A 24,276-nucleotide genomic window follows, 5' to 3' on the forward strand; every position below is an offset into this window, starting at 1 on the left:
CTGTTCTTACAAGCCGAATATAAGATATAGTTATATTGTTGTTTGGTGAACAGAACCTAACAGGACGTTTGGAATGAGAAAAACTGGTATCATATTCGTAATTTTGATGGGAATCTCCATGTTGATCCTGTCAAAAACGCGGAATTCTGATCAGAACCGGTCTAAGAAAAGCTTGCGTGCTGCTCAGCTCACATTGCAACAGATTCCCGCGCGCATCAAATCCCGTCCATCAGTGGCTCGCACAGTCACATCAACCAAAACTGATACATCACCTGCTTTAGATGAGACAGTTCCATCTGCTTCTTTTCAAGGTTTATCAACAGACGAAATCCTTGCCAAACTCGTAGGTCAATGGGAACAAACGAAGAGCAATAGCAAACGGATTCTCACAATCAAAGAAAATGGGGCTGCGACAATGGTGATTCAACCTCAGGGAATCTGGAAAACGATCCTGGGGAATCAAATTACTATTGATATCGAATGGAGCCTCAACGAGGGCACTCTGACGTTACGCACTGTCGGTGGAAAACCGGAAAATAAGCTGGAATATATCAATCAAGTCTGGGGAGATAAATTTACCCGGAAAATTCATTCGATTGAAGATAAAATGTTCACTCTTCGAGATGACGAAGGTGATGTCAGCCAGAAATGGGTCAGAACTTCATACTGAGCCAATATAGACAATTCCCGTACACCGCTCCAATTCCAGCCGCCCGACTCACTTGTACTCTCCCCCATTTCGCCTATCATAGTGGCAATACGTGTCCTAAACACGGTATGCATTCTGATGTACCCACTGGATATGTTAATATGGATTCAACTTCGTATCACTAAAAATCGTGTGGAACCACACGGCTGATAATAAATTGCTTCTCCTACTTCGAAAGATGGCTTCGATGAATGTTCAGGTTAATTCGTCTCTTTCCCGCTGGCAGACTCTGGCTGACCAGGTTTTGTCCGGTTACCAGATAACCCGCTCCGAAGGTTTGGAAATATTAAATGCGTCTGATGACGAATTATTGGAAATGCTGGCAGCAACTTTTCGGATTCGAAAGCAATATTTCGGGAAACAGGTACAGCTCTATTACCTTAAAAACGCCAAAAGTGGTCTCTGTCCCGAAGATTGTGGTTATTGTTCACAGGCGCGTGGCTCACAAGCAGAGATCCCCAAGTACCGAATGCTGAACGAAGAAAAGTTGATGGATGGAGCCAAAGCCGCTGATGAAGCCAAAGCGGGAACTTACTGCATTGTTGCCAGTGGACGCGGCCCGACTGACAAAGAAGTAGAACACGTGGCTTCCGTCGTTGAGAAAATCAAGTCCACTTATGACTTGCGTATTTGCTGCTGTCTGGGGCTGTTAAACGAAGATCAGGCTCAACGTCTTCAGCAGGCAGGCGTGAATCGCATCAATCATAATCTCAACACCAGCCGCGACTATTATGACAAAATCTGTTCGACACATACCTATGAAGACCGTATACAAACACTAAAAGTCGCCCGTGATGCAGGTATGGAACTCTGTAGTGGACTCATTGTGGGAATGGGCGAAACTCCCGAAGATATCGTCGACACGACATTCGAACTGCGTAATTTGGAGCCTAAGTCAATTCCGGTGAATTTCCTGAACTCGATTGAAGGTACTTCACTCGAAGCAGTCGATGAACTTGATCCTCGCTATTGCCTGAAGGCGCTCTGTCTCTTCAGAATGGCCAACCCGGCCTCAGAAATTCGAATCGCCGGTGGTAGAGAAGTTAATCTGCGTTCTATGCAGGCCATGGGCTTATATGCAGCAAACTCGATATTTGTGAGCGATTATCTTACCACGAAAGGCCAGTCTGCAGATGCGGACTACGAAATGATTGCCGACCTCGGTTTCGAAGTCATCATTTCTGGCCACGAGGTGGAAGCCGGTAGCGAACCTCCCAAACTCGCTGCCCAAAGCGAATCCTGTTAACTTAACAGGTCCAGGTAAAGTTCCCGTTTCTTTCTAATCTCAAACCCCTTATGAGGATTGAGGTTGTACGAAAACCAATACATCTCTAAGATCCTGGTTTCGAAATGGGGTGCGCATAGACTCTCAGCTCTTGCTGAAAAATACCCCAAATTCAAGGAATGGAATCCTTTGTAAATCAAGTCAGGGAGCACCTGAAATGAATTCAGGCAGACTAAGAGCCAGCGACCTTACCGGTAGCACGGCGGACGGCCACCAAACGCCCACCTTCAAAATTTTTCCCAGTACGGAAGCCGCTCCTTTTGATCACCCAGAAAATCTGCTGAAAGGTATTGCGCGATCTCGAGACTATCTCCTTTCACTACAACATGATGATGGATATTGGGTCGGAGAATTGGAAGGTGACTCGATCCTGGAATCGGAATACATTCTACTCTTGGCGTTTCTGGGAAAACAAAACTCTGAGGATGCAATACAAGCTGCAAACCATTTGATGGATACACAAATGCCTGAAGGCGGTTGGAACATGTATCCGGAAGGTCCCATCGAAATCAGTGCTTCGGTCAAAGCCTATTTTGCACTCAAGCTGACAGGACATTCGCCAGAAGCAGATTATATGCAACGTGCCTGCAGCGCGATCCTTGCAGCGGGAGGAGTCGAAGCCGTCAATAGTTTTACCCGCTATTATCTCGCTTTGCTGGGAGTGATTCCCTATGCAGCATGCCCGGCAGTCCCACCAGAACTGATGCTGATTCCACGTTGGATGCCTTTTAATATTTTTGAGATGTCGGCCTGGTCACGCACGATTCTGGTCCCGCTTAGTATTCTATGGGCTTATCGTCCTTCGATTTCACTCGCACCAGAGCAGGGGATTACCGAGTTGTTTACAGGTAATCCTGGAGAATATCCAAAGTTCATGCCAAAGTCGGAAGCCCTCGATTCGCTCAAACAAAAAACCTGGATCAACTGGCATCGGGTATTCCAGTTCGTAGATCAGGGAATCAAAGTTATAGAAAATTGGGGAATCAAACCACTTCGCAACAAAGCCGTCAACAAAGCCCATCAATGGATGAAGGCCCGTTTCGAATTGAGCGATGGACTGGGCGCGATTTTTCCGCCTATTATCTGGACTGTGATTGCGTTGAAATGCCTGGGAGAAGAAGAGACCAGTCCTGATATCCAGCGTGCATTACGCGAGTTGAAAAAACTACAGATTCGCGAGGGAGATCGCATCCGCCTGCAACCCTGCAAATCCCCTGTCTGGGATACTGCTCTCAGTACCATCGCCTTGCGGGAAGCGGGAGTTTCTAATCGACATCCAGCAATTCGAAAATGTGTTACATGGTTGCTTTCTCAGGAAGCCAAACAACCGGGAGACTGGATTAACTCCAGCCAATCAAAAACTCCCGGTGGTTGGTATTTTGAATTTAATAATGAGTTTTACCCCGATGTGGATGATACAGCCATGGTCATCATGGCACTCCGCCGCTGTATGCCTAAAACATTAAAGAATGATCGTTGGCTGACCGACTTTCTGGTAACACCGGAATGGAATCCCTATGACGAAAATACAAACACCGAAGCCATTATTACCGGGCGAAGTGAGTCCCGGGAGCAAGCCTACGCTGATCTGGATCTCTTACAGCCAATGATTAGTGCCATCCAACGTGGGGTCCACTGGATTTTGGGTATGCAAAATAAAGATGGAGGCTGGGGGGCTTTTGATCGCGATAATAACCGGGAATTGTTCACACAGGTTCCTTTCGCTGACCATAATGCAATGGTCGATCCCAGTACCGCCGATCTAACGGCGCGTGTTCTGGAAGCCTTTGCTGATGTTCAACTCCCCATCGGACACCCTGCCTCTCAAAGCGCGATCGAATATGTATGGAGCGAACAGGAAGAGGACCATTGCTGGTATGGCCGCTGGGGTGTCAATTATTTATATGGAACCTGGCAAGCCATTACAGGACTGACTCAAATAGGAATTCCTGAAGATGACCCTCGGATCGTCCGTGCTGTGGGATGGATCAAGTCAAAACAGCAACCATCGGGTGGCTGGGGTGAAACAGCAGACAGCTATGCAGACCCTTCCTTACGCGGGCAGGGAACTGTCACGCCTTCACAGACTGCCTGGGCTTTAATGGGATTAATGGCAGCCGGTGAAATTGATTCCGCGGCGGTAAGACGTGGCATCCACTTTTTAATCGATGCGCAAAATGAAGATGGAAACTGGGACGAAGAACCATTTACAGGAACCGGATTTCCCAAAGTGTTCTATCTCAAATATCACCTCTATCGCACTTACTTTCCTTTGATGGCACTGGCTCGATTCGAGCGTTTACGACGCTGATTTCTCTCTACAGTCTCTGCCTTTTTTTAGTAGTGTTTTTTCTTATGCACAGAACGTCACGTTCGTGCAAAAAACGAAACATTCACAAATTTTTAATAAAAAAACACCCTATAAAAAAGGGTTAAAAGGCAACTTACTACACACAACAGCACTACGAAAAAAATATTTTTAGTTTTTTTTAAACTAAGTTTATTCCGTTCTTGTTTCCTCTTCATGACAGGTGTAATTTCTGGCCTGCTCGAACTCACTCTTGATTCTAAAGAGTAGCTGTAAGCTTTTTCGCAGGCACCCTCTAAACCCATAGTTTCACTGGAGTCTTAAATGAAGAGATGTACTGGAACCTCTAAGCGCGGGTTCACGCTAATCGAACTACTTGTCGTCATTGCAATCATCGCGATTCTGATTGCATTACTTCTCCCGGCAGTGCAGCAGGCTAGAGAAGCAGCCCGCCGTTCAAACTGCAAAAACAATTTGAAGCAAATTGGATTGGCTCTCCACAACTACCACGAAACATTTAGTATCTTCCCTCCGGGATATGTAGGTACTGGTGCTGCTGCTCAGAATCCAAATCTGATTGCCTGGTCAGCCATGATTTTGCCATTCATTGATCAAGCCCCTTTGTATAACCAAATTAGTTCTACCATGTTCCACAATCCTGGTACAGGTGGGTGGTTGACTGTAGCGAATGTAACTCCTGATAACGCAGCAACGACACAGGCAAAGACAATTATCCCATTTTATAACTGTCCATCAGACCCTATGGGCGGACGAAACACGGATCGTCCTAGTCCAGCTCCCGGAAACCACTCTTGGGGTAAATCAAATTATCCAGCAGTGAGAAATTCAGTTTACTGGAATACAACCCCATCAACACCTGTGGCTGCGACTGTTCAAGCGTCTTTTGGAAACAGTGACAGGACAGTACGTTTTCGCGATATGACAGATGGTACAAGTAACATTATCATGGTTGGTGAGAGAGCAACACTCGACTCTACCAATCCAGTCATTAATCGAACTGGAGCAATTTGGGTTGGTTTTCATGTTGATGGAGATGTTAATACGAATGACCTGAATTCGATTTCTGGTACAGCATCCAGCGCTAACAGCTCTGGTCCTTTAACAGCTGAACTTATCAATCAAGCAGGTGAAAATGCAATGAGTAGTCCACATGTGGGTGGATGCCACTTCTTGATGGGTGACGGAAAAGTTCGATTCATCAGTGAAAACATCAACGGTGACACCTACACTTGGCTTGCCGGTATTAACGATGGTCGTGTCATTGGTGAATTCTAATGCAAAACTGACACTTTAAACTTTGTTCCAGCTAAATTTTAGCATCTGAACAAAAATCACAAACAGGCAGAATCTCAACACGCAACCCGTTGAGATTTCTGCCTGTTTTGTTTTGATCTTAGCGTGAAATGCAATCTGTAAGTGTAATCCAAATCCCTCCCAATAAAACTCTTCTTGCACACATCAAGGATATCAGATATGGTTCCCTGTTGGCTCACACTCATGATCTACAGCAAGCGTCCTTAAAATTGAGTCAAAACAAATTCTTCAGTGCCATTGGATTGGAGTTGTTTTCCACCCTCTCTCTGTAGAATACTGATTTCAATGTACGCGAATGAATTTCGCCGATTGAACGTTCCCATGGAAGGGCGCATATGCAAAGAGTGCAGAGTTTACGATTCTGGATTGATTACACCATTCCACTTCTGCACCAGCTTTCTACTTATAAACTCCGTCCCCTCTGTCAACTTCTGTTATCACTTTGTTTGATCGTTGCCTACTCTGCAATCCCTGGATTTTCTTACGCCTCAGAGATTGAGAGTTGCGAACGATTATTAATTACTGGCCAATATGAAAAATGCATTGCAACCGCTAAAACTGCCATCACCCAAAAAGCATATGGCTCAGAATGGCCTGCACTCAAAGCACAAGCTGAGCTAGCCGTTGGACAATACGTTGAAGCCAGACAAACAATTGATGCCGGCCTCAAACGCTATTCCTGGAGCCTGCCACTTAGACTGTTAGCTTATGAAATCTATCGATTGAATAATCAACACGATGAGGCCTTCGTGTTCTTAAACAGCATGCATGAACTCGCCAATCGCTCTGCCTGGCGTTATACCGACGCCGATAGCCTGGTCGCATTGGGACAAGCTTCATTATTGAAAAATGTTGATCCGGGAGAAGTGCTTGAGTCATTTTACGATCGTGCGATCAAAGAATATCCTACTCATCGAAATGCGTATCTGGCCAGTGGGAGCCTGGCATTAGCTAAGAACGACTTTGTTTTGGCACAAGAAACATTTCAAACGGCATTGAAACACATTCCTAATGACGCCGACCTTCTATTTGGTCTGGCGATGTCAATACAACGTTCAAATCCGGAACGTTCACAAAAACTACTCATTCAGGTACTCAACTCAAATCCTAACCATATCCCCACACAGCTACATCAAGTTTCCCAGTTGATTCACTCTGAACAATACGATGACGCTAAAAAGCAACTGGATCAAATTTTGTTAATCAACCGACATCTGGCAGAGGCTTGGTCCTATCTGACAATTATCGCCCATCTGGAAAATCAATCTGATGCTGAAACCGCTTATTACTGGCAGGCATTAAGTCACCACGATCAAAATCCCGAAGTCGACTATCTCATTGGAAAAAAGCTATCTGAACACTATCGGTTTCAAGAAGGAGCCGCATATCAACGTCAGGCTCTTGAGAAAGACTCGAATTTCCTTCCAGCGCGGATCCAATTGGCACAAGACGAACTTCGTCTGGGAAAAGAAGTCAGTGGTTGGGAGCATGCACTGCAAGCCCATCAACAAGATGGGTACGATACAACGACGTTCAACCTGCTGGAACTGAAAGACCAATTGGCAAAATTCAAAACACTGGAAGATGATTATTTTGTCATCCGTATGGAATCGAAAGAAGCTGACGTCTACGGCCAGGAGGTCATCAAGCTCTTACACGAAGCGCGAGAAGTACTTTGCCAAAAATATGATTTCAAACTCAAAGATAAAATCACCGTCGAAATCTTTCCCGATCCCGACGATTTTGCCGTACGTACATTTGGAATGCCTGCCGTCTCCGGCTATCTGGGGGTCTGCTTCGGAAAAGTGATCACCGCGAACAGCCCTGCGTCTCAGTCAGAGAACCCCACTAACTGGCAGTCTGTCTTATGGCATGAATTCTGTCATGTTGTTACTTTAGAACTTACAAAAAACAAAATGCCGCGCTGGATCAGTGAAGGCATTTCTGTTTATGAAGAACGGCAAAAAAATCCCCGTTGGGGTGAGACCATGATTCCTGAATACCGGGAGATGATTCTCAAAGGGGAAGCTACACCAATAAGTGAATTAAGCAGTGCGTTTCTAAGCCCCAAAAGCGGCATGCACATTCAGTTCGCATACTATCAATCCTCGATTGTTGTTGAATACCTGATCGAACAATTCGGATTTGAAGCCTTAAAACAAATTTTAAATGATCTACGTGTTGGAATTCCCATTAATGTCTCCATTGAACGACGTACAAAGACTCTGGGAGAGCTGGAACAGGAATTCGCGATCTACATAAAAGAGAAGGCCCGGAATTTTGGGCCTTCTATCGATTGGTCAGAACAGAATTTGACTGCTCTGATGAGTGATGATACACAGCGATTTGAGGAATGGATTCGCCAACACCCCCATCACTTCAAAGGTCTCATGGCATATGCTCAGGTACTTGAAGAAGAGAATCGACTGAAAGAACTTGAAGTGGTATTGAGGAAACTGATTCAACTCTATCCTCACTATACGGGATCAGATAATGCCAGTGAGAAATTGGCGAAACTCTTTAGACAACAAAAACGTTTTGATCAGGAACAGAAATTTCTTGAGCAATACGCGAAAATTGATCCCAATGCCCTGAATGTCTTTCATCGACTCAGTGAACTGTATCAGAGGTCGAAAAACTGGCCCGCAGTTTACAAAACAGCCCAACAGGCGCACGCAATCAATCCACTCTACCAAGAATCTCAACAGGCGCTTGCTAAAGCCTGTATCGAACTGAAACGACAGCAGGAAGCCATCAACGCTTATCGCGCCATTTTGGTGCTCAATCCGCACAATAAGGCAGAAGCTCATTATCAACTTGCCCGTTTACTGAAACAAAATGATTTCCAACTGGCAAAACGACACACACTCATTGCACTCGAAGAGGCTCCTCGTTTCCGAAAGGCGCATCAACTATTACTCGAACTGACAACGAACAAACCTTAAAACCATGAATACAGGTTTTGATATGGACTAATCAGACTCAAGGAGGAGCCGACCATGAGAACAAGTTTGATTTCATCAGCAGTGATCTGCGTGTCATTGATCGTGGTTACGATCTGCATTGGACAATACAGTCCGTCAATTCCCTCGGAACGAGGTGGAGTTCCGGACTGGAAAAATGACTCGGAATTCAAACATGATGTCTTCACATTTGTCCGAATCAGATATAACTCACATCAAGGCTGGCGACGCTGGGCTACCGATTACCCCGATAGTGATCTCAATTTCTCTTATCGTTTGCAGCAACTCACTTCCATGAAAGTCGACCCACAAGGACGCATTCTGGAATTGAGCGATGAAGAACTATTCGATTACCCCTTCATCTATATGATTGAACCCGGCTCTCTGGAATTCACAGAAGAAGAAGTGACCGCCCTCAGACGTTATTTAACCAACGGAGGGTTCATGATGGTCGACGACTTCTGGGGTGAAGCGGAATGGGATAACTTCGCATTGGAAATGAAACGCGTTTTCCCAGAACGAGACCTGGTAGATATTCCGCTGGAGCATCCGATTTTTCACTGCGTCTATGATCTTAAAGAAAAACCACAGGTTCCCAGTATTGGTGTAGCACAGTGGGGACGTTCTGAGGGAATCACCTGGGAACGGGAAGATGCGAAAGAAGTTCATTATCGCGGCTTATTCGACGACCAAGGTCGTCTGATGACCGTTGTTTGCCACAATACTGATCTGGGTGATGGCTGGGAAAGAGAAGGGGAGGACAAATGGTATTTCCAAGAATTTTCGGAAAAGAAAGCCTACCCCCTGGGAATTAATATCGTCTTTTATGCAATGACACATTGAATGCAGCGCACGTCATTTTATCGTTTTTTCAGGAGCTGAATCGTGAACTTGAAACTTGTCACCCCTGAGGGCCGCAGTGAAGAAGAGCGCATTTTCGAAATGCTGCAGAATAGTCGTCAACAGATCGACTCAGAAATTTCCAAAGCGGTCATCGGACAAAAAGAAATCATTGATCAACTTCTGATTGCTTTATTTGCAGGAGGACACTGTCTCATTACAGGAGCCCCCGGACTTGCCAAAACATTACTGGTGAATTCACTGGCTCAGGTATTCAAATTGAAATCACAACGCATTCAGTTCACACCAGACCTGATGCCTGCAGACATCACGGGCACAGAAATTTTAGCTGCAGATTCTCAAGACGAACAAGGATTGAAATTCGTCAAAGGACCTGTCTTTACCAATATCCTTTTAGCCGATGAAATCAACCGGACACCTCCTAAAACTCAAGCAGCTTTATTAGAAGCAATGCAGGAAAAACAAGTCACGGTCACCGGCGTCAAGTACGAACTGGATAAACCCTTTTTTGTACTGGCAACACAAAACCCAATCGAAATGGAGGGCACCTACCCGCTACCCGAAGCGCAGCTGGACCGTTTTATGTTTAATCTGGTCATCGACTATCTTTCGGAGGATGACGAAGTCGCCGTGGTCACTCAAACCACGGCCCGCGATTCTGAACCGATTGTCCCTCTCTTCACGGGCCATGACATTCAACAGTTTCATCAATTTGTCCGCGACGTTCCGGTTGCTGAAGAGATTGTGCGTTATGCAGTTCAACTCTGTGCCGCTTCTCGTCCTCATCAGCCGGGCACTCCTGACTTTGTGAATGAATGGGTCAACTGGGGTGCTGGACTGCGAGCTGCGCAAAGCTTGATTCTCGGAGCCAAAGCACGCGCGGTCTTACGGGGTCGAGTGCACGTCACAATGGAAGACATTCAGGCGTTATTGGCGCCCGTCCTCAGACACCGCATCCTGATCAATTATCGTGCTGAAGCGGAAGGAATTACCGTCGAACAGATCGTTCAGCAATTGATTGAATCTACGAAAAGGCCTGTTGAAGCATGAGTCCATATTCAATGAAACAAGGATCCCCTCACAAAAAGAATCAGAATCAGCGATTCGCATCCCAGCGCATTGACCCAGCCTGTTTAATGCGCATCAAATCTTTAGAACTAAGAGCCAAATCGGTTGTGGAAGGATCCTGGAATGGTTTACATCGCAGTCCTTACCACGGGTTTTCGGTAGAATTCACTGAATACCGAGAGTACTCACCCGGTGATGATCCCCGCCACATCGACTGGAAACTGGCAGCCCGATCGAATCAGCACTTTATCAAACGCTACGAAGAAGAAACGAATCTATGCTGTCATATGCTGCTCGATTTAAGTTCGTCCATGCAATTCCACAGTCTGGGTTATTCCAAAGCGGATTATGCCAAAACCCTGGTCGCGACGTTTGCTTATTTTCTTTCAACTCAACGTGATGCGAGTGGTCTGATTATCTTTGATGAACAGGTCGAATCGGTTGTGCCTGCGCGTTTTACCCGCGGACAGCTGAGAAGAATCCTGATTGAACTGGAACGACCTCCACAGGGATCGCATACCAATTTTATCTCTCCGTTAAAACATGCAGTGGAAACCATCAAGAAACGGGGGTTGGTCGTGTTAGTCTCCGACCTGCTTTCTCCCACTGAGGAGTTAAGTACACACCTGGGATATCTGCGTGCCAAAGGCCATGAGGTTGCTTTGTTTCAAATCCTTGATCCGGCTGAGCTTCATTTTGACTTCAGTGAAACCGCGATTTTTGAAGATCTGGAATCAGGAGACCATATGGCCCTGAATCCGAAAGCAGCTCAGGCAAATTATCAGCAGCAAATGGACCAACATTTGGAAGAAATTCAAACGATTTGTCGACAGCAAGGAGTGCATTACCACAAGTTGACGACGGACACGCCGCTGGAGTCGGGTTTATCCAGTTTTCTAACCGATCGCGTCGCATGAAAGTAATTTAATAATAGAGGAAGTACCGTTGAGTTTTTTGACCCCACTCTATTTATTTGGAATCATAGCCGTCGGCTTACCGATCTTATTGCATCTGGTCAGACATCAACCTAAAAATGTCTTTCAATTCAGCACGCTCCGCTTCCTGGAACACAAGCCCCCTCAGACGAACCGCAAAAACAAAATTGAACACTGGCTACTATTACTGCTTCGGGCTGTCGCCGTAATGTTATTGGTCGCCGCTTTTGCACGTCCCTTTTTCAAAAGCAAGGATCTCGAGCTGACTGCGAATTCCACAACTCAGCAAACTATTTTGTTGATCGATACGAGTTCCAGCATGCGGCGGGAAACACTTTGGAACGCAGCTTTAGAAAAAGCCAAAAACATCATTCAACAAGCGGGGAAGAATCAAATCGCAATCTACACCTTTGATTCGAAGCTGACTCCTGTTAAAGGTCTTAATGAAACAAAACAGCTAAAAACTCATCAGTCTCGTAAATTCGATCAGGAGCGGCTCACAAAGTTAACCCCTGGATGGAATTCAACAAATCTTGGTAAGGCTTTGACTGAAATTGCTGCGATCTTACAGCAGCAGGCCGCTTCCGATCCAGCAAAAACCTCTCTGCAAAACAGCACGATTGAACTGATCACTGATTTCCAGGCAGGTTCTCAAATTAATTCACTTAATAGTTTCTCATGGCCAGAGGAACTCAAAGTTCGTTTACATCGACTGTCAGTCAAAGAAACAAGTAATGCCGGTTTACAATTGCTCGCATTGAATGAGTCATCCGAGGCGACTGTGCGCATCGTCAATGCCGCCGATTCCAAAGCGGAGCAATTTACACTCACCTGCCAGGGGAAAGAGAGTACATCGAAACAAGTTTATGTTCCCCGAGGTCAATCACGCGTGGTCGAGATACCGACACAAGAAGAAATGGAGCATGTCAAAGAAATTGTTCTCAGTGGCGATGAGCACGATTTCGATAATACGCTTTATCTTCAACCAGGTACAAAAACAAAATTGAATGTCGTGCATTACGCCACACCCGAAACCAGCGACACTCAATCTCCTGATTTTTTTGCCAAACGGGCGTTTCCTTCCACCAAATCGCGAGAAGTTCATTATCTCACAGTCGGCCCTGATTCACCCAAAATTCTGATTTCTTCGACCAAGATTCATCTGATGATACTCAGCCGCCAACTATCACAGTCTGAAACCAGTCTGGTGAAACAGTATCTGCAACAAGGTGGAATCGTGCTCTGTTCTTTACATGATGAGAGCGCCAGCCAAACGTTAAAATCATTACTTCCGTTCCCACAAAAAATAACCAGAAAAGTGACAGTTGCTCCCGCCGAAGTAAATGGCTACGCACTACTCACGAACATTCACTTTGATCATCCCACTTTTCAAATGTTTCAGGCTCCTGAATTCTCAGACTTTACAAAACTGAAGTTCTGGAAGTATCAACGACTGAGCTTGCCAGACAGTATACCACATCAGGTTCTCGCGCGCTTCGATCATGACAATCCTGCGATTCTGAATATTCCAAGTGGAGAAGGGCAGTTGATCGTCATGACATTTGGTTGGACTCCCCAGGAAAGTCAGTTCGCACTCTCTACCAAATTTGTGCCGATGATGAATGCGATTCTGGCTCAGAATGCAAAGCTAGTCGAAGTTCCTTCACAATTCACAGTCGACGATAATTTCAAATTGCCGAACATCAAACAACTCACAAAAATCACTAACCTCAACTCATCCCCCATTAAGTTAGCTATCGGCAAAACCGACCTTGAAGAAAACATTCAACCGGGTCTCTATGAGGTCATGGTCGAACACGAAAACATGCCAGCACAAAAGTTTGCGGTCAATCTGGCAATTGACGAAAGCAAAACCGCCCCACTAGCAATGGAAAAGCTGGAAGCATTGGGAGTCAAGTTCCTTAAACCTGGTGAAACCACCGAAGCAGAGTCAAAGTCTTTCGATATTCGACGTCAGGCACTCATACGAGAACTGGAACAAAAACAAAAAATCTGGCGTTGGCTGATCATTGTCGCTCTCGCAATGCTTTGTCTGGAAACCTTGCTGGCGAAATGGATCGCCAGTCCTACTTCAGCGACACGAAAGGCGTAAATATGGGCCTTCCCGATCTCATACAACAACTTAATCAAGTCGTGTTTCGTTATGAGGCCAGTCGAAAATTGAAACGGCTGACACTGATTTGGCTGGCTGCCAGCGGCCTGACGATACTCGCATGTCTCTTTCTCAAACCGATTTCCTCGCAGCAAGACCAACTCTTTTTATTGGCTGTACTGCTTGGGATTCCATTTTTAGCTGCGATAGGAACACTTTTTTCTCGGGTTCACAAACTCCTTTCGCCCGCCAACAGACATAAAGTTGCAACATTAATAGAACGAACTTATCCAGACCTCGATACCAGTCTGCTGGCTACATTGGAATTGGAAAACGCGATGAATGAAGTTCGCCCGACATTTCTACAACATCGCCTGGTTCAACAAGTCATCGAACACGGGACTCACCACGATTGGCGACAAACCATCTCCAACCGCAAGTTATTTCTGCAAAGTACCGCTCATGTACTCTGTTTCATAGCCTGGTTTATTGGTTGCCTCAGTTGCTGGTCCTACCTGAAAGCAGCGCCTCTGCCAAAAGAAACCCCACTCGCGACTGCCTTAGTTAACAAACAGTATCTGGTCGAAATCAAACCGGGAACAACAGAGCTTGAAAAAGATCATCCTTTGTTGATCACTGCCCGTTTTACAGGAGAAACTCCCGAAACGGCAACCTTGCGAATCGTCTCAACTTCAGATGAACCCCAAACCATCCCATTGGACAAGCATCTGGACGATCCTGTATTTGCGGTCCGACTGCCTATGATTACTCATGATCTTTCCTATGTCGTCCAGGCAGATTCCTGGGAATCAGAAACCTATCAGGTCAAAGTCTTTGTTCTGCCTGAACTGGTTCAACTGGATACGGTGATTAACGCTCCTGACTATACAGGACGACCCACGCAAAAAATGGAAGACGCGTTACAAATGAGTGCGATCGTCGGTTCGTCAATTGAGTTACAGGCTCGTTTTAACAAACCAGTGCAAACCGCGTTACTCGAATCAGAAAATCAGCAACCGCTTCCGCTGAAAGTCAGCTCAGATGGCATGTCAGCCCGAATCAGAATCATCGCAGAGAATAACCAGTCCTGGAATCTGCGTTTGATCGATTCTCAATCACGCGAAAATCGAACACCACCTTATATTGATCTGGTGGTCGTTCCCAACCTGCCTCCCGAAATCAAGGTCACATTTCCAGCCCGGGATACGCGTGTCTCTCCACTGGAAGAAGCGTTAATTCAAGGTAGTGTCAGTGATGATTTTGGTCTGCAACAAGTGAGTCTCGTCTATACAATTCCCGGACAAACAGCGCAGACTCTCTCGCTACGTGAAACAACAAAGCCTGTTTTAGAATTTGTCGCAGAACATCTGCTCTCTATGGAACGCCTCCAGGTCCAGCCAGACACTTTAATTTCGTATTACCTCTTTGCAGAAGATATTGCCCCTGATGGTAACACGCGCAAGGTACTCAGTGATATGTACTTCATGGAAGTTCGCCACTTTGAGGAAATCTTCAGAGAAGGCCGATCTGCGAGTAGCTCATCACAATCAAAAAAGTCTGGAGGGAATGCAAAGCAGGTAGAAAAACTGGCGGAACAACAAAAACAAATCATCAATGCGACCTGGAAAATTATTCGAAGGGAAATCAAATCCACAGTCTCTGATCAATTCAACAAAGATGTATCGACGGTTCAGGAAGCTCAACAGGCATTAGTTGCCAGTGTTTTAAAACTGGGTTCAAAGATTAAATCGCATAAGTCCAAAGTAATCATCGATTCTGTCGTCCAAAAAATGCAGGAAACCGTCTCGATTCTCGATTCAGTCAATCAATCTCGCAATGTTGAACAACTCACGGCTGCCCTCAATACAGAACAGTCAAGTTACCAATTATTGTTGAAACTGAGAGCAAGAGAACATCGTGTTTCACAAAACAAAAATGGTGGAGGCAGTAAAGGAGGAGGTAGCAGTCGCTCTCAACAGCAAATGCAACAACTTGAGTTGACCAACAAGAAACAACGTTACGAAACAGAAAACCAGGCGTCTCAAGCTCAAGCAGCACAACCTGATCGCGAAGCATTACAAATTCTCAATCGACTCAGAGAACTTGCACAACGTCAAAAAGATCTGAATGAACAATTGAAAGCGTTATCTGATAAAAAGCGGCTCGCAAAAAATGACCAGGAACGAGAAGAAATCGAACGGCAACTCAAGCGACTTAGAGAGCGTCAACGGGAATTGCTCCGTAATACCGACGAAGTGGCCCAAAAAATGGATCAGTCGAAAAAAGCCTCTTCCGCAAAATCGAGACGCGAACTTGAACAAACGCGTTCTCACTTACAACAAAGCTCAGAAGCACTGAAAAAAGGACAGGTCTCCCGCGCACTCAATTCAGGCACCAGAGCACAACAACAATTGGATCAACTCAAAAATGAATTCCGCAAAAAAACAGCCAACCAATTTGCAGATGCAATGCGTTCCCTGAATAAGCAGGCAGAACAGCTTAATGAGAAGCAAAAAGAAATCAGCCAGGCACTCAACAAACAACAGCAGTTAACGCAGCCAGAAAAAAAACGTTCATTACGTAAAAATAAAGGGCAGCAGGCACTGGCCGACAAATTACACGAACAGGAATCCGATCTGAAAAATCTTGTCGAGCAAATGAAGAAAATCGTTCAGGAATCAGAAAAATCAGAGCCTTTACTTTCGAAACATCTTTATGATGCGATTCGGAAAACCAGACCTTATCGTCCTGCAGATTCCTTAAAAAATGCAGCCAACTTTCTGAAAGAGGGTGCCTCTGAACGTGCACAGCAGGCGGAACAACGTGCCGCAGAGGGAATTGAGGCAATGAAACAGGGAATCGAAGTTGCTGCTGAAAGCGTTTTAGGAAATGACCTGGAATCTCTTAAACGGGCGAGAGAGGCAATCAAAGCACTCTCATCAGAAATGAAGAACGAACAAAAGCTGGCTGGCAACCCGAATTCACAAAACCAGCGCACCGCTTCTTCACCAAAAGCCACACCCTCTGGTAGCCCAAAAACTCCTACAGATAAACAATCGAATTCCTCAAAGCCGGGACAGCAAAAGCAGGCTGGTTCGCCTTCCGGTCAGGGTAAATCTCCTGTGCAACTCGCTTCTGCACAAAAGGGAAAAGGGCAGAGTTCTGGATCAAAACCGGGAGTTTCACAATCATCAACATCAAAGGCAGGTCCGAAATCACTGAAAAGCGCTAAGGGAAAACCCAAAGGTGGCTCGGGTGGCAGTCAGGGAGGTCCTGGAGGTCAAACAACCGGGCCAATTACAGGTAATCAATTTCGAAAGTGGTCTGACCGTATGCGGGATGTGGAGGAAATGGTAGGCGATCCCGATCTCCGCAGTAAAGTGGCTCAGATTCGAGAACGTGCACAAAGTATGCGTGAGGAATTTAAACGACACTCTAAAGTACCGAAGGGAGACCTGGTTAATGCGCAAATCCTGGAACCGCTGGCTGAACTTCAAAAAATATTGTCCAACGAAATCATTAAACGAGGCGCGCAAACAACGTTGGCACCAATCGACGGTGACCCGGTACCGGAAAAATACTCCGATCTGGTCCGTCGCTATTATGAAGAATTAGGGAGTGGAAAATGAATTGTTTGGCCCAAATACAATTCGCTGCACCTCATTGGACCACAATTGCAGTCGTCACAATCATCGCTGGTCTGGCTCTCGTGTTTTTTGCGTATCGATCTCTCACGTTAAAACGCTCTCTGGCGAGTGCTGCGATATGCTTGAAAATCTTCGGTATCGCAATTCTTTCAATTGCCTTGACCGAACCACTCTGGAGTGGCACACATGTCCAACCCGGTACCAATTTGTTTGCCGTAGTAGTCGACAATAGTCAAAGTCTGCAAATCAAAGATCCGAAAACGAGGCAGCCACGCCTGGAGCAAGTCAAACAATTACTCACTTCATCACACCCGGCTCAAAAGAACAATCTCCCAGAATGGCTCATCAATCTGGAACAGAATTTTTCCGTTCGGAAATATTCAGTCAATGCATATACAAAAGCGATACCAGAACTGCAACACCTTCAATTTGATGGTTCAATAACAAATCTTGTTTCAGGACTCAACGAATTAAATCAACGTTATACCAAGTTACCGTTAGCGGGTATCCTGTTGATGACCGATGGAATTTCCGCTGAGGAAATCAGTCGTCTGGAAACATCCGTCCCCATCTATCCGATTGTGATTGGAAGCACTTTACCAGCCATTGATCTTGCCATCACAAACACAGCAATCAGTTATTCACCTTTTGAAGATGCGCCGATTCGAATTCTCGCAGACCTCTCTGCGAGTCAGTGTCAGAATCAACAAATAAAAGTAGAACTACAGGACGAATCTGGTAAAACTGTCGAAACCGTGACGCGCGAGGTTAATCAGCAGGAACAACAGTTTCAAATTCGATTTCAGATCCGTCCTGAAGAAACCGGTATTGCCTTTTATCAACTCAAAGCCACTCTTAGCGCACCACAAAGTGCAGAAGTGACGCTTGCCAATAATCATCGCATGTTGAAAATTGATCGCGGTCGTAAAGCACATCGGGTGCTCTATGTCTCTGGTCGTCCTAACTGGGAATTCAAATTCCTCCGACGCGCGATTGAAGAAGATGAACTTATTAATCTCGTGGGCCTGATTCGTATCGCAAAAAAAGAAACCAAATTTGACTTTCGCAGTCGAGACGGAGAAGAAGGCAATGCTTTATTTCGAGGCTTTGATCAAGACAATGAATCCGATCTCGAACGCTATGATCAGCCTGTTTTCGTACGAATCAACACGAAATCGCCTCACGAATTGCAAGATGGTTTCCCCAAAACAGAAGAAGAACTCTTTCAGTATGAATCGATCATCATTGATGATTTGGAAGCGGCTTTCTTTTCGCACGATCAAATAGAGCTGATTACTCGATTTGTTTCAGAGCGAGGAGGTGGACTGTTGATGCTGGGCGGACAAGAGTCGTTTCAAAAGGGTGGTTATCATAAAACTGATCTCGCTCGCCTCTTACCCATTTATTTCCCACAAAGAAAAACTGCTGCCATCGAAACGGAATATCAATTTTCACTGACCCGCGACGGTTGGCTTCAACCCTGGACGCGGCATCATAAGAATGAGCAAGAGGAACACAAACGTCTGGCCGAGATGCCACCATTCAAAACGATCAATCGTGTCGATACCACAAAACCCGCTGCAACTCTGGTTGCAGAATTGAAAAGCTCACAAACCGATGCACAGCCGGCTATAGCCACTCAACGCTATGGCCGGGGGCGTGTCGCAGCGGTAATGGTTGGTGACCTCTGGCGGTGGCGACTGAAAGAAGATTCCCAGTCTCCCCAACTCAACAAATCCTGGCGACAGCTATTACGCTGGATGACAACCGATGTGCTGGAGCCCATTGATTTACAGGTTGAGAACAATCCGAGTGGAAATAAAGGTACAAAAATCAGAGTCTTCGTCCGCGATCCTCAGTTTCAGAAGCGTAGTGACTATCAAGTGCAACTGGAAATCACAACGCCTCAAAAAGAACGGATCAAGCTGATTGCCGACCCCGTCAACGACAAACCTGGAGAATACCAGTCGGTTTATCTCCCCTCTCAATCAGGCGGGTATCATATTTCAGCTACTGTGACCGCCCCCGACTCGAAAACCAAAACGATTCAAGGTGGTTGGGTGCATGATCCGCAAAGTATTGAATTTCGTACGATTCAACCGAATCTTGAACTACTACAACAACTCGCCACACAATCAAAGGGTGAAGTGATCCCGGCTGACAAGTTATCACAGTTTGTCAGTACACTCGATCAACGTCATATTCCTGTTACAGCAGAGGTAGTAACTCCCCTCTGGCATCATCCCTGGGTCCTGTTGCTTGTACTTGGCTGCCTGTTTGGTGAATGGTCTTTACGACGATGGAAAGGATTACCCTGATGCAATATCGATGTCTGTACAGATTACTATCGGGAATCATCAGCACATTGTTACTCTGTAACTTTGAACTTGCCCGTTCTGAAGCGGCCGTTCCCAGCGAGAACAAAGAACGTATTCTGATCGTCGTCGGTGCAACCGGTCAGGAAAAATATGAGCAGCAGTTCGCGAGTTGGGTTGCGCGTTGGAAAGAAATCGCATCCCATAAAAGAGCAGAAGTATCAGTCATAGGTGAAAGCATCGATGCGCGATGTTCCGACCTGAAATTGTTGCAGAAGGAACTACAGCGTGAAACAGACAACACAACAGCTACCTGGTTGATCTTAATCGGGCATGGTACATTCGATGGAAAAACGGCGCGATTTAACTTAAGAGGACCTGATGTCACTGCCGAGCAGTTAAGCGAATTCTGTGAACCCGTTAAACATCCCCTGGCAGTGATTAACTGCTTTTCTGCCAGTGGCCCCTTTATAGAAGCACTTTCGGCAGACAAACGTGTGATCATTACTGCAACCAAGAACGGACATGAATTCTACTTTTCTCGCTTTGGTGGCTTTCTTGCTGAGACAAGTACTCAAGAGCAAACCGACCTGGATCACGATGGCCAGGTCTCTCTGCTGGAAGCTTATTTGTCGGCTTGTCGTGCTACAAACGCGTATTATCTGCAGAAAGGAGAGTTAGCCACCGAACACGCATTGCTGGATGATAATGCCGATCGAAGTGGAACACGCGGCGATCAATATCAGGGGCTGGTTAAGATCCCCGATCTGAATTCGAATACAGCGACTTTAGCAGATGGCCACAGAGCTCATCAATTCATCCTGTTCTCTACTCAGAAAGTAGAACTGCTTTCCGGAGAACAAAAACGAAAACGAGATGAACTGGAAATTCAAATTCTGGAATTGAAACAACGCAAAGCGTCATTTTCCAGTCTGAATGAATACTACCTGACTCTGGAACCGTTAATGGTTCAGCTGTCACAGATCTACCGTCAGCTTGACCAACAGAAAAGACCTGTGATTTATGATCCTCTGGTCATTCCCGCCAATGCAAAAAAGACCGGAAAATAACCGGTCTTTTTGCTGATTGATGTATCTATTGGATTATCAGAGAATTATTCCCCGGTAATTTCCTTAGCTAATTTTTTGAGTGCTTCGCTTTCAATCTGACGCACACGTTCTCGGGTCAGCCCCAATGTCTGGCCGATCTCCTTAAGTGTTTTTGGTTCGTCGCCATCCAACCCAAAACGCATGCGTAGAATATTGGCTTCGCGATCGGGAATTTCTTTCAACAAACGAAAAACGTGCTTAAGGTTGTCATTCTCAACCAACTCATCATCGGGACCTTTCAATCGCTCATCGGGAATCATCTCTCCGAGCGACCAGCCAGCGTCCTGTTGTTCTGATTGTGGTGAAGAGTTATAAAGCTGAATCGCTTTCTTAACAATCTTCAACTTTTTCGGAGGCAGATCTAATTCTTTTGCGACTTCTTCCGTAGTGGGAGTTCGATCAAGCGAATCTTGAAGCTGCGCCGTCGCGCGTCGCCATTTGGTGAGCAACTCAACCATGTAAGCGGGAATACGAATTGTTTTCGCAGAATTCACAAGTGCCCGCTTGATTGATTGTTTAATCCAGTAGCTGGCATACGTACTGAACCGGGTCCCCATATCGGGGTCGAAACCTTCTACGGCTCGTAACAATCCAAGATTACCTTCTTCAATCAGATCTTGAAGCGGTAACCCTTTACCGGCATAAGCACGGGCAATATTAACGACCAACCGCAAATTCGCACGCACCATCCGGTCGCGGGCCTCTTTATCGCCACTTTCAATACGACGAGAAAGATCTCTTTCTTCATCTGCTGAGAGCAGGGCGGTTTCGTTAATTTCTTTGAGGTATGTTTCTAACGGATTCTGTACGGCTGAAGAGGAGCGCCGTCGAGCAGTTTTCTGCATGGAAAACCTGTTATCTATTTGTTGTTAGCAAATGGAAAAGCCGAAAGATTTCCGTGGCTTCCCATTAAATTGCAGATGTTCGCGGGAACTCGTTTCCTCTCGATACGATGTCTCTCACAGAATGCAGGCAGGTATATATACCTTGCACTCTGTAGAACTCTTATCGGCAAAGAATGACTAGTTCCTGAACTTCGTATGGAAAAGCAGGGCAGTGAAAGAGGAATCTGCGGAAAGTGTGTCGGTTGTAACGAATGAATAGATTTCGAATGCTAAAATCCAGCTGTTATTATAGTTTCGGAGATTTCTCACTCCCAGGCATTGCATCAATGGCAGTTGATATGCGTCTCAAAAACGAACAGGGGAACATATCTATAGAAAACGTCTGTCACAATCGATTTGGAGTTTTAAAAAAAGCGGTGGCCACTGATGACCACCGCTTTCGTATTTCTCAAACTGTAAATCGAGATTCAATTTACAGGGAACTATTCCGTCTGTTCTTCAGCCTCAGCTTCTTCAGCCGGGGCCTCGTCAGCAGGAGCTTCCGTTGGCATTGAGAACAAAGGAGCATCGCCTCCAGTTCCCCCCATCAATTCCTTACGAGGTGCAACAGCTGCTGCCTCTCCACCTTCTGCTGAATCGGCCTCTTCTTCAATTGGTTCTTCGAGTTTGCGGCTCAAGCCGATCTTTCGATCATCCGTATCGACACGCAGGATTTTGACGTCCAGTGTTTCACCCACTTTGACGATATCCTCCGGATTTTCCACTTTCTGATCTGAGAGTTCTGAAATATGTAACAGACCTTCCAGTTCTTCTTCCAATTCTACGAAGACACCAAAGTTGGTGATCTTGGTAACCACACCCTGAACAATCGCACCTGGCTGGTACTTTTCCGGGATGTCTGTTTCCCAAGGGTCGGAGGCAAGTTGTTTTAGCCCCAAGGCAATTCGTTTACGCTCTTCATCAACGGAAATGACCAGACACTCGATCTCGTCGCCTTTTTTCATCACTTCACTGGCATGGGAAATCTTTCGCGTCCAGGACATATCACTGACATGTAACAATCCGTCGACACCTTCTTCGAGCTCGATGAAAGCACCATAGTTGGTCAGGTTCCGAACCGTTCCTTTGACCTTGGCACCCTCTGGGTACTTCTTAGTGACTTCGTCCCATGGGTTGGACTGAGTCTGCTTCATTCCAAGCGAGATTTCCTGTTTGTCTTTGTTGACTCCCAGGACAACCACTTCGACTTCATCGCCAATATTGACCAGTTCACTGGGGTGATTGATGCGTTTCGTCCAGGACATTTCACTAATATGAACCAGACCTTCAATCCCATCTTCCAGTTTCACGAACGCACCGTATGACATGACGTTGACGACATGACCGATGACTTTCGTTCCAACGGGATATTTAGACTCAACCAACTCCCAGGGGCTTGGTGTTTTTTGCTTCAGTCCCAGAGCAATTTTTTCTTTTTCGCGATCAACGCTCAAGATCATGACTTCGACTTCGTCATCAATCTTGACAATTTCAGTGGGATGATTAATACGTCCCCAACTCATGTCGGTAATGTGTAATAAACCGTCAATACCACCCAAGTCAACGAAGGCACCAAAGTCGGCGATATTTTTAACGACACCTTTAACGACTTGGGCTTCTTCAATTTTGCTGAGTAAATCCTGTTTGAGTTTTTCGCGTTTTTCTTCGATGAGTTTACGACGGGAAACAACGATATTGCGTCTTGCTTCATCAATCTTAAGAATGACGCACTCAATGGTACGACCAATGTAGTTGGCAATATCAGAGGGACGGCGAATATCAACCTGGCTGGCTGGCAGGAAGACGTTTACGCCGATGTTAATGAGCAAACCACCTTTAATTTTACGAACAACTGTTCCGGAAACGACATCGCCTTCAGCATGTGTCGCGATGACTTTTTCCCACTCACGAATACGATCCGCTTTCCGCTTGGAAAGCATCGTCAATCCGAATTCGTCTTCTACTTCTTCAAGCAGAACTTGTACCTTATCACCGGCCTTGGGAACTTCCTCTTCCTCAGACCATTCATCGATATGGACAACGCCTTCACTTTTAAATCCGATATCGACAAGAACTTCTTCACCTTCGACACTTAAAATCACACCGTCAATGATTTGATTTACGTCATAAGCACAGGAGACGGAGGCATAGATATCGTCCAGAACCCAGTCCGCTTCATCGCCTTCTACATCACCCTCAGTCTCAACATCAGACATGATCCCTGCAAATGCAGCATCAAGGTCGTCATCAGAAACATTAAACTCTCGAATTAAATTACGATCAACCATACTAAAATAAATCCAAACACGCTTAAAAATTTCGAAGATGAATTCTTACGAGAATATCAACAGTATTTCGTGAGTTAGCGAAACTGGGGTTCGGCGTTCCCGCTCCAACACCATTATGGCGTCTCTTTAACGACGGCTCAGAGGAGCCACGCTCACAGAATCAGACTTGTGAGAATTTGGCCGAATTTGCGATCTAACAATCCAAAACAATGCAAAGAGAATGAGAATATCTCTTGCAACATTCCAGTGAATATCAACTTCTCCAAAACCAATTGCCTCACTTCGCGGATAACGCCCAACGCGTTATTCTATGCACCAAGGAGGTCAGTCCAGCAAATATATCAGAATGATTTGATTTAATTCCAGCCATATACATGGCTTAAAGTCATGAAATCAGTGAATTCTTCTATATTTCATCTATTTGGGCCCTGATCATTGATCTGGCCGGAAAAAGAA

Annotated in this window: 14 protein-coding genes; 12 read left to right on the top strand and 2 right to left on the bottom strand. The window is 45.7% G+C overall.

Going from position 1 to position 24,276, the window contains the following annotated elements:
- Window positions 1-73: 73 nt before the first annotated feature.
- The 12 genes from V144x_RS16655 (at window position 74) to V144x_RS16710 (ending at window position 20,609) form a co-directional block, all read left to right on the top strand.
- Complete coding sequence (locus tag V144x_RS16655) at window positions 74-670, top strand: hypothetical protein (RefSeq protein WP_144986251.1); 597 nt, start codon at window positions 74-76, stop codon at window positions 668-670.
- A gap of 226 nt (window positions 671-896) precedes the next feature.
- The gene (bioB, locus tag V144x_RS16660) at window positions 897-1,955 is read left to right on the top strand and encodes a biotin synthase BioB (RefSeq protein ID WP_144986252.1); all 1,059 of its coding nucleotides are present in this window, start codon (window positions 897-899) and stop codon (window positions 1,953-1,955) included.
- Between the two features lie 196 nt (window positions 1,956-2,151).
- The gene (locus V144x_RS16665) at window positions 2,152-4,305 is read left to right on the top strand and encodes a terpene cyclase/mutase family protein (RefSeq protein ID WP_144986253.1); all 2,154 of its coding nucleotides are present in this window, start codon (window positions 2,152-2,154) and stop codon (window positions 4,303-4,305) included.
- 321 nt (window positions 4,306-4,626) lie between these two features.
- A complete protein-coding gene (locus tag V144x_RS16670) occupies window positions 4,627-5,598 on the top strand; it encodes a DUF1559 domain-containing protein (RefSeq protein WP_144986255.1) in 972 nt (323 codons plus the stop codon).
- A gap of 374 nt (window positions 5,599-5,972) precedes the next feature.
- Window positions 5,973-8,582: a peptidase MA family metallohydrolase gene (locus V144x_RS16675; protein WP_144986257.1), complete on the top strand. Its 2,610-nt coding sequence runs from the start codon at window positions 5,973-5,975 to the stop codon at window positions 8,580-8,582.
- A gap of 54 nt (window positions 8,583-8,636) precedes the next feature.
- Window positions 8,637-9,443 (top strand): DUF4159 domain-containing protein, encoded by an 807-nt coding sequence (locus tag V144x_RS16680; RefSeq protein WP_144986259.1) that lies wholly within the window; start codon window positions 8,637-8,639, stop codon window positions 9,441-9,443.
- A 42-nt stretch (window positions 9,444-9,485) separates the two neighbouring features.
- The gene (locus V144x_RS16685; protein ID WP_197998474.1) at window positions 9,486-10,511 is read left to right on the top strand and encodes an AAA family ATPase; all 1,026 of its coding nucleotides are present in this window, start codon (window positions 9,486-9,488) and stop codon (window positions 10,509-10,511) included.
- A gap of 11 nt (window positions 10,512-10,522) precedes the next feature.
- Window positions 10,523-11,446: a DUF58 domain-containing protein gene (locus V144x_RS16690; RefSeq protein ID WP_232102551.1), complete on the top strand. Its 924-nt coding sequence runs from the start codon at window positions 10,523-10,525 to the stop codon at window positions 11,444-11,446.
- 28 nt (window positions 11,447-11,474) lie between these two features.
- A complete protein-coding gene (locus tag V144x_RS16695) occupies window positions 11,475-13,577 on the top strand; it encodes a BatA domain-containing protein (protein ID WP_144986263.1) in 2,103 nt (700 codons plus the stop codon).
- Window positions 13,484-17,206 (top strand): DUF4175 family protein, encoded by a 3,723-nt coding sequence (locus V144x_RS16700; protein WP_144986265.1) that lies wholly within the window; start codon window positions 13,484-13,486, stop codon window positions 17,204-17,206. Before V144x_RS16695 ends, V144x_RS16700 begins: the two co-directional genes overlap by 94 nt.
- Window positions 17,203-19,542, top strand: a complete 2,340-nt coding sequence (locus V144x_RS16705; RefSeq protein ID WP_144986267.1) for a glutamine amidotransferase — start codon at window positions 17,203-17,205, stop codon at window positions 19,540-19,542. Before V144x_RS16700 ends, V144x_RS16705 begins: the two co-directional genes overlap by 4 nt.
- Window positions 19,542-20,609, top strand: a complete 1,068-nt coding sequence (locus V144x_RS16710) for a hypothetical protein (RefSeq protein ID WP_144986269.1) — start codon at window positions 19,542-19,544, stop codon at window positions 20,607-20,609. Before V144x_RS16705 ends, V144x_RS16710 begins: the two co-directional genes overlap by 1 nt.
- Window positions 20,610-20,653: 44 nt before the next feature.
- Here V144x_RS16710 and V144x_RS16715 read toward each other — a convergent pair whose 3' ends face one another.
- The gene (locus tag V144x_RS16715; protein ID WP_144986271.1) at window positions 20,654-21,493 is read right to left on the bottom strand and encodes a sigma-70 family RNA polymerase sigma factor; all 840 of its coding nucleotides are present in this window, start codon (window positions 21,491-21,493) and stop codon (window positions 20,654-20,656) included.
- Window positions 21,494-21,975: 482 nt separating this feature from the next.
- Window positions 21,976-23,820, bottom strand: a complete 1,845-nt coding sequence (gene rpsA, locus V144x_RS16720) for a 30S ribosomal protein S1 (protein ID WP_144986273.1) — start codon at window positions 23,818-23,820, stop codon at window positions 21,976-21,978.
- Window positions 23,821-24,276 lie beyond the last annotated feature (456 nt).

It is taken from the genome of Gimesia aquarii (genome assembly GCF_007748195.1).
Lineage (GTDB): Bacteria > Planctomycetota > Planctomycetia > Planctomycetales > Planctomycetaceae > Gimesia > Gimesia aquarii.

Bases quoted from the DNA above. Each gene is read 5' to 3' on its own strand.
- V144x_RS16655 (WP_144986251.1), top strand. From the start codon at position 74: ATGAGAAAAACTGGTATCATATTCGTAATTTTGATGGGAATCTCCATG.
- V144x_RS16705 (WP_144986267.1), top strand. From the start codon at position 17,203: ATGAATTGTTTGGCCCAAATACAATTCGCTGCACCTCATTGGACCACA.
- V144x_RS16715 (WP_144986271.1), bottom strand. From the start codon at position 21,493: ATGCAGAAAACTGCTCGACGGCGCTCCTCTTCAGCCGTACAGAATCCG.
- V144x_RS16665 (WP_144986253.1), top strand. From the start codon at position 2,152: ATGAATTCAGGCAGACTAAGAGCCAGCGACCTTACCGGTAGCACGGCG.
- V144x_RS16670 (WP_144986255.1), top strand. From the start codon at position 4,627: ATGAAGAGATGTACTGGAACCTCTAAGCGCGGGTTCACGCTAATCGAA.
- V144x_RS16680 (WP_144986259.1), top strand. From the start codon at position 8,637: ATGAGAACAAGTTTGATTTCATCAGCAGTGATCTGCGTGTCATTGATC.
- V144x_RS16690 (WP_232102551.1), top strand. From the start codon at position 10,523: ATGAAACAAGGATCCCCTCACAAAAAGAATCAGAATCAGCGATTCGCA.
- bioB (WP_144986252.1), top strand. From the start codon at position 897: ATGAATGTTCAGGTTAATTCGTCTCTTTCCCGCTGGCAGACTCTGGCT.
- rpsA (WP_144986273.1), bottom strand. From the start codon at position 23,820: ATGGTTGATCGTAATTTAATTCGAGAGTTTAATGTTTCTGATGACGAC.
- V144x_RS16710 (WP_144986269.1), top strand. From the start codon at position 19,542: ATGCAATATCGATGTCTGTACAGATTACTATCGGGAATCATCAGCACA.
- V144x_RS16675 (WP_144986257.1), top strand. From the start codon at position 5,973: ATGCAAAGAGTGCAGAGTTTACGATTCTGGATTGATTACACCATTCCA.